This window comes from Sphaerochaeta pleomorpha str. Grapes (assembly GCF_000236685.1).
Lineage (GTDB): Bacteria > Spirochaetota > Spirochaetia > Sphaerochaetales > Sphaerochaetaceae > Sphaerochaeta > Sphaerochaeta pleomorpha.
Window position 1 is genome coordinate 340788 of sequence record NC_016633.1, and the last position, 11729, is coordinate 352516.

At 44.1% G+C, this 11729-nt stretch carries 7 protein-coding genes and 1 tRNA gene; all 8 read left to right on the forward strand.

Annotated features, from left to right (window positions below; genetic code table 11):
• The first annotated feature begins 18 nt into the window (after positions 1-18).
• Positions 19-906: a carbohydrate ABC transporter permease gene (locus tag SPIGRAPES_RS01580; protein WP_014269028.1), complete on the forward strand. Its 888-nt coding sequence runs from the start codon at positions 19-21 to the stop codon at positions 904-906.
• A 13-nt stretch (positions 907-919) separates the two neighbouring features.
• Positions 920-1771 (forward strand): carbohydrate ABC transporter permease, encoded by an 852-nt coding sequence (locus SPIGRAPES_RS01585; RefSeq protein WP_014269029.1) that lies wholly within the window; start codon positions 920-922, stop codon positions 1769-1771.
• Positions 1772-1852: 81 nt separating this feature from the next.
• Positions 1853-2614 (forward strand): copper homeostasis protein CutC, encoded by a 762-nt coding sequence (locus SPIGRAPES_RS01590; RefSeq protein ID WP_014269030.1) that lies wholly within the window; start codon positions 1853-1855, stop codon positions 2612-2614.
• Positions 2611-3780, forward strand: coding sequence for an ROK family transcriptional regulator (locus SPIGRAPES_RS01595; protein WP_014269031.1), 1170 nt, complete (start codon positions 2611-2613; stop codon positions 3778-3780). Before SPIGRAPES_RS01590 ends, SPIGRAPES_RS01595 begins: the two co-directional genes overlap by 4 nt.
• Before the next feature lie 16 nt (positions 3781-3796).
• Positions 3797-5275 (forward strand): M81 family metallopeptidase, encoded by a 1479-nt coding sequence (locus SPIGRAPES_RS01600; RefSeq protein WP_014269032.1) that lies wholly within the window; start codon positions 3797-3799, stop codon positions 5273-5275.
• 169 nt (positions 5276-5444) lie between these two features.
• Entirely contained in the window at positions 5445-6953 is a 1509-nt protein-coding gene (locus SPIGRAPES_RS01605) for an IMP dehydrogenase (protein ID WP_014269033.1), read from the forward strand.
• Positions 6954-7036: 83 nt separating this feature from the next.
• Complete coding sequence (locus SPIGRAPES_RS16400) at positions 7037-11521, forward strand: EAL domain-containing protein (protein WP_014269034.1); 4485 nt, start codon at positions 7037-7039, stop codon at positions 11519-11521.
• Positions 11522-11556: 35 nt separating this feature from the next.
• Positions 11557-11628: transfer RNA gene (locus SPIGRAPES_RS01615), tRNA-Val, on the forward strand.
• Positions 11629-11729: the final 101 nt, after the last annotated feature.

Below are 11729 nucleotides of genomic sequence, written 5' to 3' on the forward strand. Positions count from 1 at the left end.
CCACAGGAGGTAATACCCATGCTGCAGAACAGAAACAAACACCGTGCGTACCTGTCATTGCTGCTTCCCGCGTTTCTGATCTACATTGTAATCATTATTTACCCGATCCTGATGAGTTTCGGACTTTCTTTTACCAAATGGAAACATTTCCAGATGGTCGGATTCGTAGGAATTTCCAATTATCTGGACATCTTCAAGGATCCATCATTCTTGAAATCCCTTGCAAACAATATCCAGATAATGCTCATTTCTGTATTGGGGCAAATACCGCTTGGGATAATGCTTGCCTATCTGCTCTACAGAAAATGGGTGAAAAAGGAAAAATTCTTTGAAATGATAATTTTCCTTCCCATCACTATCAGTTCCGTAGTAGTTGCCCTTTTATGGAACAGGGTTTTTTCCCCTGTCGGAATCTATACCTCTTTGGTTCGTTCCATAACAAACAACCCTGACTATATCGTGAAAATATTTGAGAACAGAACCTTTGCAATGGTTCCAATCCTCATTGTTCTGCTTTGGCAACATACAAGTCTGTATATGGTAATTTTCCTTGCCAATCTGCAAAGGATTCCCACAAGTGTCTTCGAAGCGGCTACAATCGATGGCGCCAAGGAATCGACCATCATTACCCATATAGTCCTGCCAGCTTTGGCCAATGTTATTTTTACCTGTTCTGTATTGGCAATAAGCGGAAGTTTGAAAAGCTTTGACTTAGTCTATGCGATGACTGCAGGAGGTCCCGTGGATTATACTTCCGTCATGGCTTTGTATTTGTATAAACAGACCTTTACGTTCAATAACTATGGGTACGGAAGTGCCGTTTCCATTATTATTGTCATTCTGAGTGTAGGGTTGATTTCCCTTGTGCGCTGGATCTACTCCAAAGCGCAGAAAAAATACGAATAGGGGAGGATCAGACATGGTTGCTTTACAGAACAGAAATCAAAAAATATCCAAAGGTTGGACTATTTTCTCCTACATGTTTTTGATTGCCTTTACTTTTCTTACCCTAGCCCCCATTGCATGGATGACCTATTCTTCCTTCAAACTGAATGGGGAAATAATGCTCAGACCGCTTGGTTTTCCCCAGAATCCTACATTGGAAAACTATAGGAAGGCATTTGAATATGGGAATTTGGTAAATGCCTTCAAAAATAGCATGATGTATTCGTTTGTCTCAACGTGTCTTACCGTTTTGCTTTCGATAGCAGCAGGTTTTTCCCTGACAAAATTCGGATATAAAAGTTCCAAATTCTACATGGGGGCCTTTACGCTTGGTCTGCTGATAACGGTCAACTCGGTAATCACCCCTTTGTTTATAATGGAAACCAATAGCGGATTATATAATACCCGCCTTGGGGTTATATTGCCTTACATAGCTTTTGGACTTCCCATGGCTGTGTTGATCGCCGTTTCCTACATCAAGGGGATTCCAGACGCCCTTATAGAGGCGGCGACCCTTGACGGGGCCAGTTACCAATATATTTTCTGGAACATTATCCTCATCCTCTCGACACCAGTGATGGCTACCATTGCAGTGTTGAATTTTCTGGGAAACTGGAATGAATTTCTTTTGGTCTTTACGCTTACTTCCGGAGAAAACATGCGTTCTCTCCCTGTTTCGATCAATTCCTTTGCAGGAAGACTCAACCAGGACTATGGCCTGCAGTTCTCTGCGTTGGTAGTAGGGACGATACCAATGTTTGCGTTTTACCTACTGGCACATAATGCCTTGGTAAAGGGTTTCGGGGAAGGGGCAATCAAAGAATGATCGGGTCAAACATTTTTAGGTTTATTAATGGCCCAAAGACAGGTATTCTGGAAAAGTCTAGTTTTAAGGAGAGTTTGTAACATGAGTAGTAATCAGGAAAAAAATCCTGCAATCAAGATAGAGGTTTGCCTGGAATCGGTTCAATCGATTTTGGAAGCTGAAAAAGGCGGGGCTGACCGCGTAGAATTCTGTAGCGACTTGTTTGAGGGTGGGCTCACTCCAACCCTTGGTGCTTTTCGCACTGCACGCAAATATACAAAGATTCCTATGAATGTAATGATTCGCCCCCGGGGTGGAGATTTTTGCTATAGTGATCTCGAATTTGAGACCATGCTCGAGGATGTGAGATTGTTCAAGAGTGAAGGTGCAAATGCCATTGTGTTCGGAATTCTTACCAGTGATGGGGAAATCGACATGGAACGTTCACGTTTACTCATCGAAAATGCGAGGCCGTTACCGGTTACCTTCCATCGGGCGTTCGACATGACACGCGATGGATTTGTAAGTCTGGAGAAGCTTATCGAGCTGGGAGTAGACAGAGTGCTTACCAGTGGACTTGAGCCAACGGTTCCAGAAGGTGCCGATATGCTTTGTGAATTGGTAAAGAGGGCAGGAGATCGAATTATAATTATGCCTGGCTGCGGTATTTCCGAGAGAAACTTTGCAAAGATGAAAAAAATCATCGGTGCAAAGGAATACCATGTTTTTCTTCCCAGTGAGATTCCTTCCGCTATGCAATACCACCCAGAACATATCTACATGGGAGGCGTATTAAGACAAAGTGAGTTCACTCTTTCCCAGACGAATTTTGCACGTGTAGGGTATGTGAAGGGTTTGTTATGAAAATAGTGGGTAATAGCCAATACCAGAAAGGGGCCAATGGACTTTTGATATTGAACCTGCTGCGCAAATATCCTTGCAGCAGGGTTCAGATTGCCCATGAACTCGGTCTTCAGAATTCTACGGTTACCTATAGCGTCGCACGGTTACTTGAAAATGGTACTGTGCGCGAAGTGGAGACTGAAAAGCCAGAAGTCCCTGAGGTGACAAAGATCGGAAGAAAACCAAACCTGGTGGGACTCAACCCTGATTTCGGAAGGATTATCGGAATAGAGATGATGAGCGGATTGTACAGGGTCTGCATCTGTGACATCTGCGGCATGGTCCTTGTAAAGGAAGAATTGCACTATGCAAAGAAAAACAGCCCCTTTCAGGAACTCGTTGCAGAAGCCCTTGGCATTGCCTCCGCCAAGTGTGGCAACTTTCCAATCCTCGGTGCCTGCATTGCCGTTCCGGGGATTGTTCACGATGGAAACACTTGCATCGAGGAGTGTTGGACCCATGACCTTAAAAATGTCGAGTTCAAACCTTTTTTGCAAACATTCCCGTTTCCCGTCCTGTTTGAAAATGATGCCAATTGCTGTGCATTGAAATATATGTTCAACAGGGATGACCAGAATGATAATTTCTTCTATCTGCTGGCACGTAAGCATGACAGTGAGGTCGTCCCTGCAGGCATTCCTACCATTGGATTGGGCCTTGGCCTGGTCGTACATGGCAAACTGATACGAGGAGCGTCATCTCGTTCGGGAGAATATCGTTCTTCAAGGCTTATGGGTACGAAGTCTAATGGACAAATAGATCTTACTGAAGAACAACTGAAAAATCTCGATACAGATGCCTCAATTCAACGCGACCTTATAAAAAGGGTGTTTGCGGATTTGTTTTGCGCTATCAGCATCTTCGACCCAAGCAATTTCTATGTTGGCGGATTCTTGACTTCGCTCCCGTATCGCTATGTGTTGGGTGATGTACTTTCCCATGAATTGCAGGACGATTGGTTTGAAACAAAATGGGAAGGTGAAATGATATTGGTCCATGACACCCTTTTCGATCCTGCAGAAGGTGCTGCCGACAAGATTCTTGAATTACTGTTCAAGGTTCCCCATGTGGGGAGCTCTGAACCTGACCTACGTCAATGGAATGCCCTTTTAAACGGCATTATCTAGTTCTTGGAGGATTTTTATGTCTAAACGGGTATTGGTTGGTGGTATGCATCATGAATCGGATACATTCAATCCCATCATCTGCGGGGAAAAGGATATTTGGGTTCTGCGCGGACAGGCTTTGCTCGACCACAAGGGAGAGGATTCTGTAAGTGGGGCGATTGCTATGCTGAAAGAGGCAGGATATGAGGTGCTGCCCTCGTTGATTGCCAGGGCTGTGCCAAACGGCATATGGGACCGTAACTTTTATGAAGCGCTCAAGGAGGAATTCCTTGGTAGCATCAGAAAAGCCCTTCCCCTCGATGCACTTTGCCTATCGCTCCATGGTTCAATGCGAGTGCAGGGTATAGGAGAAGCAGAGGGTGACTTGCTTAGGGCAGTCAGGGAAATCTGTCCCGAAATCCCAATTTTCAGTTCTTTGGACATGCATGCTACCGTAACCAAGGCAATGTTGGATAACTGCAATGGTTTTGTCGGATACAAATGTGCTCCCCATACCGATACCTATGAGACAGGTATCCATGCTGCTTGTATGACCATAGCAGCATTGGAAGGGAAGTTGCAGTGCAAAATGGCTGCAGTGCATATTCCTATTCTAATCGCCGGGGAACAAAGTGAAACAAGCGTTGAGCCAATGCTTTCCTTGATGGCCAGCCTCAAGGCAATAGAACAGAGAGAAGGTATCATATCTTGTTCCTATCTGCTTGGGTTCCCATGGGCTGATGTCTTAGAAAATGGCGTGACCGCTCTAGTCGTTACAAAAGATGACCAGAAACTTGCTGACGATACAGCAAAGGAATTGGGTACCCTGTTCTGGGAAAATCGTTATTCGTTCGGGTTCTATAATGAGACCCATGAAAGTGCAGACGCAATCAGGGAAGCAGGTAACAGCATACGCCAAGGAATATGGCCTGTGGTTATCAGTGATAGCGGGGACAATCCCACCGCCGGCTCTTCCCAGGATGTAACCAACTTCCTCAAGCTCATTCTTTCAGATCCTGTACTCTCCTGTCTCGATCCCCCTCTTTGTTACCAGGGCTTTTATGACAGCGAGATAACATCCCTTGCCTTGAAGGCAGGTAAGGGGAAAACCATTGAAGGTTTGCTTGGTGCCAAATTTGATACAAAGACCAGTTCGCCCCTTCCTATCAAAGCATTGGTCAAGGAAGTCGTGCCCCATTGGCAGGGAGCACAGAATAGCGACCTGGCCTTGCTTTCTGTCAATGGAGTCGATGTGGTGGTGACAGGATCCCATGTTGGGTGCTATGACCCTGAAATGATGCGGGTGCTTGGATTGGCTCCTGAAAAATGCAAATGTATTGTGGTAAAGCTGGGTTATCTTGAACCGGAAATCAGGGCAATCGCCAAGAGGTCTATGCTTGCCCTCACCGATGGGAGTACAAATGAAATTTTCAGTCGGCTTCCCTATGTAAACCTACAACGTCCCATCTTTCCCCTTGACCAGGATTTTGAAGCTTCCCTCTCGTTGATTATTTGAAAAGGGTACAAAATATTGGATAAGACCTCTCAATTGCCAGGAATTTGAGAGGTCTTATTTATTTGCAACATTTTATGATAAATTTGTTGCGAAATTCTGTCCCAACCCTTGCACAAGCAAGCAAAAGTATGCAGAATTTGGTGCCATAACACGACAGGAGAGTCAAATCATGGCATTCTATTTCGAAGAAGCTTCCCATACGTTCAGCGAATATCTTTTAGTCCCAGGCTACTCAAGCGAAAAGTGTATTCCCCCAAATGTATCACTTGATACGCCTTTGGTCGCCTACAAGAAAGGCGAAGCACCTTCCTTATCTCTCCATATTCCCATGGTCAGTGCTATCATGCAATCGGTCAGTGGCGAGAAAATGGCCCAGGCACTGGCTCGCGAAGGTGGCTGCTGTTTCATCTTTGGATCCCAGCCTATCGAGGAAGAAGCCGCCATGGTTGCCAAAGTCAAATCTTTCAAAGCAGGGTTTGTTCCCAGTGACTCAAACATCAAACCGGAGCAGACCCTTGCCGATATCATTGCATTGAAAACAAGACTGGGCCATTCAACCATAGCCGTAACAGACGACGGTACACCCAACGGTCTTCTCATGGGGGTCGTTTCCAGCCGTGACTGGAGACCGAGCAGAATGGCCTTGGACACGGTTGTTTCTTCGTTCATGACTCCTTTCTCACGCTTGGTCTATGCCAGGGAGCCGGTCACGCTCAGTGAGGCCAATGATATTCTCTGGGACCACAAACTCAATAGCCTACCTGTCGTAGACAAAGACAACCACCTCAAATACTTTGTATTCCGCAAAGACTATGACAGTCACAAGGAAAACCCAAACGAATTGCTTGATGCCCAAAAACGGTATATCGTTGGTGCAGGAATTAACACCAGGGACTATGAAACCAGGGTACCTGCTTTGCTAGCTAGCGGTGCAGATGTCCTTTGCCTTGATTCTTCAGAAGGATTTTCGCAGTGGCAGAGACTGGCACTTACTTGGATCCGTAAGACCTATGGCAACTCAGTAAAGGTTGGTGCAGGAAATGTCGTTGACGCCGAAGGATTCCGTTTCCTTGCCGAAAGCGGTGCCGATTTTGTAAAGGTTGGCATTGGGGGTGGTTCCATATGTATTACAAGAGAAACCAAAGGTATTGGACGGGGACAGGCAACGGCGATTATCGAAGTTGCGAAAGCACGTGATGAGTATTTTCAGGAAACCGGTATCTATGTCCCGATTTGCTCCGATGGGGGAATCGTCCTTGATTACCATATGACACTGGCCCTTGCCATGGGTGCCGACTTTATCATGTTGGGAAGGTATTTTGCCAGGTTTGATGAGAGTCCGACTGAGAAAGTAAATATCAATGGAAGCTATATGAAAGAATACTGGGGTGAAGGATCGGCCAGGGCACGCAACTGGCAGCGATATGACCTCGGCGGTGATAGCAAACTCTCTTTTGTAGAAGGCGTTGACTCCTATGTTCCGTATGCCGGCCCCCTTAAAGACAATGTGCAACTGACCCTCAGTAAAATCCGTTCTACAATGTGTAACTGCGGTGCCTTGACCATCCCAGAATTGCAGCAAAAGGCCAAATTGACATTGGTGTCGTCTACAAGCATCGTTGAAGGTGGAGCGCATGATGTCCTGCTCAAGGACAACCATGAATTGCAGAAAAAATAGGTTAATTGCGTTTTGGAATACCATTGCAGATATGATATACTGATGAGACTTCTTTAAAATCAAGAAATCAGGATGTATATAACGTGGCAGAAGGGAAACCGGATAATTCGAGACTTTCAAATACCCCTGTATCAATCAACAACCTACCCGGAGGGGTAGGTGTATTTGAATTTGGAGAAGACTGCAAAGCCACCTACTTGAGCAAAGGGATTTCTACACTTTTCGGTTACTCAGACCAGGAATTTCAAAATTGCCTGGACCTGGATTTATTTTCCATGGTTATTGCCTCGGAGAGGAAAAAACTGGAACTATGTTTGCAGGAAGCGAAAAGAACCCTTGGCGAAATTGATATAGAAATCAGGCCGTTCAGAACTGGTGGTGCCAGATGGGTTCGCCTGCAGGGAAAGTTCTCACGGTTCCAGGATGAAAACCCTATTTATTATTTTGTTGCATCCGATATTACCAGCACAAAGGAAAATAGCCTGTTACTGGAACAGCAGAATGCAAAATTGAATCTGGTATTTGCAAATTCAACGTTTGAAATGTGGGAAGTCAACCTAAAAACACATCATGTTACTACGTTGACCAGGACTATCCTCGGGGGCCAGGACCCCTTGGAATTTGACAACCCCGTACAATTTCTATCTGAGAGCCAACTAATCCACCAGGATTACATACCTTCTTTGCAGGACGACTTCAAGGCCCTGGAAGAAGGTTTGGCAATTGATTCGATTCTTAAAATCAGATGCAGGGACAATGTCTATCGATTTTTAAAGATTAGCTATACGTTTGTAACTGCAGATAACGGTGACCAAGACTATGCTATCGGAATTTTCCAGGACGTCGATGATGAGATAGAGGCCAGATTAAGTCTTTTTGGATATGAATCCCTTTTCTTTGCTGCTTTTGATATGGAAAGCGGAAAACCTATCCTTGCAGAAAAGTATTCAAGAACTTTCATAGGACCTGAGATGAATTTATTTCCTGCTTATCAGAGACTTATTCAACAGAATATTCATCCGGACGACATTGCAGAGTTTTCTTCTATTTCCACTGTCCAAAAGCTACGTGAGTTTGGAAAGAATGGAAAGAAGGAACTCTCTTTTGAAGCAAGAATGCATGCCCCGCAAGATGTGTTCAAAGGATACCATTGGTGCCTGTTCTCTTTCAGTTTCTCCAACAATATGACAAGCACAAATACTGCTTTGTTTTTAGGGATCAAGGATATCAACTCAAAGAAAATCCATGAATTGGAATTGATCAACCAGGCACACCGTGATTCCCTTACCGGATTGCTGAACAGGTATTCCCTTGAGGAATTGGTAAACAAAGTAATCGAAAAATCTTTGCATAACGAAAAAATAACCGGTTTTTTCATCATCGATATAGACAATTTCAAATCGATCAACGACACCTATGGACATGATTATGGGGATGAAGTGCTTCGTTTCATTGCACAAACCCTGAATTCTATGTTCAGTCCACTCAATATCATTGCCCGCCTGGGAGGGGACGAATTGCTTGTCTGCCTTCCAGAACTAACCTCGAAGGAAGCTGCCCATCAACAAGGATTGCATATCTGCAAGGAAATAGCAGGGAATAAGTTTTCCCTTTGTGCTGTATCCTGTTCCATTGGAGTTAGCATTGCACCCCTGCATGGCAAAGATTACAAGGATTTGTATCAGAATGCAGACCTTGCCCTCTATATGGCTAAACAGCAGGGAAGAAATACCTGTTGTCTCTTTGACGGGATAAAGGCATTTCCCCGTACAAACCAATGGGTAAACCATGAATGGCTTCTCGATAGCCTTGAGGAAATCATATTCCTTTGCGATAGCAAAACCAAGGAAATGATTTTCCTGAATAAAAGCGGGCGTGAGAAACTAGGCAACGCAGGCAACTACCTAGGTTCAAAGTGCTATGAGCTTTTATTTGGTATTACAGAGAATTGCCCCTATTGCAATGCACAATCGCTTTCTTCCGAAAAATGGACCGTATGGGATTCTCAGGAAGGCTTGCATGGCAATCCCTGCCGTTTCAAGAAAAAATTGATTTCCTGGAATGGCAGGCCGGCAATATTCTGTATTACCAGCCATATAGAGAAAGATGATTCTTCTGTTTCCAACACAAATCCCGGTTTTGTACTGGAAAAGGAAGAAATACTTGATTTTTTGGAAATTACATCCCTTGCAAACTGGGATTATAAGCCTGCAGATGGAATTTTTATGTATTCCTATAATTTAAATGGGAAAAGAAATCATGGTTCCTGTATGCTTGACCCGTTTGACAAAACGGATTTTTCGATTATCCATCCCGAGGACAAAAAAACCTTTATAGCGTATCTGCAACAGGAAATACTTTGTCCTCAAGGGCGTTCCTTGAATATCCGTCTCGATTTCAGCAAAACGTTTGAGTACTCCTATTACCGAATGTCCTGTTTTGCCATTGTCGATTCCTTTGGAAGTGTGGTTCGGTTAGGGGGAAGTCTGACAAAACTTTCCTCAGGAAATACTACAACGGAGTTGCTTCCCTCTCTAGCCAATCAATTACCAACCCCCTTGGTCCTATTCTCCTATACACGGGGTAATCCGATCATTTTTGCAAATGATAGTTTTTATGCTTTCTTCGAATACAATCGTGAGGAATATGACCAGCTGTATTCCAGAAACTGTTTCGCCTTGATACATTCTGCAGACCTTTCCGAGCTACAACAGGTTCTCGACCTTGAAATCTCCAAAAAGAAAACAAAGGTAACAAAGCGGATACGTGTAGCATGCAAAGAACGTGGATATATCTGGGTACATGCTTTTCTGGAAATAATGTATGGATGTGGTAATTCTGTAATATATTTGCATATAGAAGAAGATAAGCTAACACAGCGAATCGAGGTATCCAGCATATTCAGGAATTTGCAGGACCTGGTCGAAACCTTTCCCCAAGGTATTGGGGTTTTCTCCCTCGAAAAAAATACGATTAGCAGCAAGTTTTCCAACAGGGAACTGGCAAAGCTCCTTGGATATAAAGAACAGGCATTCTATGAACTCGAACAAACAAATCCACTTGGCATGTTCCATACTGAAGATGCTTCAATATTGTCTGAGGCGATACTACAAGCAAAATGGCCGGACCCTCCCAAAGATTACCGGATGCGTGCTGTGAAATCCGATGGGTCCCTGATTTTTGTTAATTTGGTATTCAAATATTTCGAACATTTCGCTGGTGCCATTTTCTTCTACATGGTATTCAATGAAATATCATCATTTAATGCGTTGGAAAGCCAACGGGTACAGGCAGTCGATAAACTGGAATATTCCCTTTCGCATTGCCTGTTGACCGGTTTATATACACGCCAGCGTTTCTTTGATGAAACCGAAAGGATGTTTATTGCAAATAAAGATAAACGGTATGTAATGGTTTGCTGGAATATAGAGCGGTTCTCGATAATCAATGAATTACTGGGAATTGAGATAGGGAATCAGGTTTTGCAGACCCTTGCAGCAAAGATACGAGATTATATCGGCGAGGAGGGTACCTTCTCTCGATTGGAGGCTGATCATTTTGCTGCCTGTATGCCCTATGACCGGTGTACTCCAGAAGCCCTGCAGAATTCGATAAATCTCGATACCCTTATGAAAGAATTGAATTTCTCCATTTCCCTTGTCTTCGGTTTGTATCTTATCGAGGATCAAATGATGCCCGTTCCCCTCATGTGTGACCGGGCAAATCTTGCCGTGAAAGCTACAAAGGGTAATTACCTGAAGAACTATGCATTTTACAAGGAAGTTCTTAGCAGTACCAGGATGGACGAACAGACAATAATCAGCGAAATGAAAGACGCCCTGCAGCATGGTGAATTCTGTTTCTACCTTCAACCTATCTACTACCTCGAGAAGGGGACTATCAGCAGTGCAGAGGCCCTTGTACGGTGGAACCATCCAGAAAAAGGTATCCTCAACCCGAGTGAATTCATCCCGGTATTTGAACGTTTCGGGTTTATAACTACGCTTGACCTGTACATCTGGGATTTGGTTTGCAGTTACCTTTGCGATGAACTGAAAAAAGGAAGGAAGCCTGTCCCTATCTCGGTGAATCTTTCAAGAATTGATTTATGTGACAGGAATCTAAGCAAGCTTTTGATCGAGACTGCAAAAAAATATCAAGTTCCCTCAAACCTGCTGGAACTGGAGGTAACTGAAACTGCCTATATGGACAATCCAAGCCAGATGAAGGACCTGGTAAAGGTATTGCAGGATTATGGATTCACTATTCTTATGGATGATTTCGGTACTGGGTATTCATCCTTGAATATGCTGAACTCTATTCCCATGGATATCGTCAAGGTTGATCAGAATTTTTTACATTCCCTCAACAAAGATGAACGTTCTTCAAAAATTCTCGAGACCATTGTAGCACTCGGGAAAGCCCTGCGATTCCCGGTCATTGCCGAAGGAGTTGAGACAGAGGAACAACTTAGGTATCTCAAAAATATCGGATGCGACCATGTGCAGGGATTCTATTACTCTAAGCCCCTTACTACAGAAGCGTTCGGAAAACTTTTAGATGGTTGACATAATTTGCTTGGTATGATAATGTCGTTCAAGTCGGCCGGATAGCTCAGCGGGAGAGCGGTTGCCTTACACGCAACTGGTCGGGGGTTCAAATCCCTCTCCGGTCATAAGCGTACTCCATGTGGGTACGCTTTTTTGTATATATCCCTCCTGTAGGGAGAATCAAGAGTATGTACCAATGAAGAAAAATAAAGAAAAGCGATAAAAA

What these genes read in the sequence shown, in the direction of transcription:
- SPIGRAPES_RS01585 (WP_014269029.1), top strand. Translation starts at nt 920, where the DNA reads ATGGTTGCTTTACAGAACAGAAATCAAAAAATATCCAAAGGTTGGACT.
- SPIGRAPES_RS01605 (WP_014269033.1), top strand. Translation starts at nt 5,445, where the DNA reads ATGGCATTCTATTTCGAAGAAGCTTCCCATACGTTCAGCGAATATCTT.
- SPIGRAPES_RS01595 (WP_014269031.1), top strand. Translation starts at nt 2,611, where the DNA reads ATGAAAATAGTGGGTAATAGCCAATACCAGAAAGGGGCCAATGGACTT.
- SPIGRAPES_RS01580 (WP_014269028.1), top strand. Translation starts at nt 19, where the DNA reads ATGCTGCAGAACAGAAACAAACACCGTGCGTACCTGTCATTGCTGCTT.
- SPIGRAPES_RS01590 (WP_014269030.1), top strand. Translation starts at nt 1,853, where the DNA reads ATGAGTAGTAATCAGGAAAAAAATCCTGCAATCAAGATAGAGGTTTGC.
- SPIGRAPES_RS01600 (WP_014269032.1), top strand. Translation starts at nt 3,797, where the DNA reads ATGTCTAAACGGGTATTGGTTGGTGGTATGCATCATGAATCGGATACA.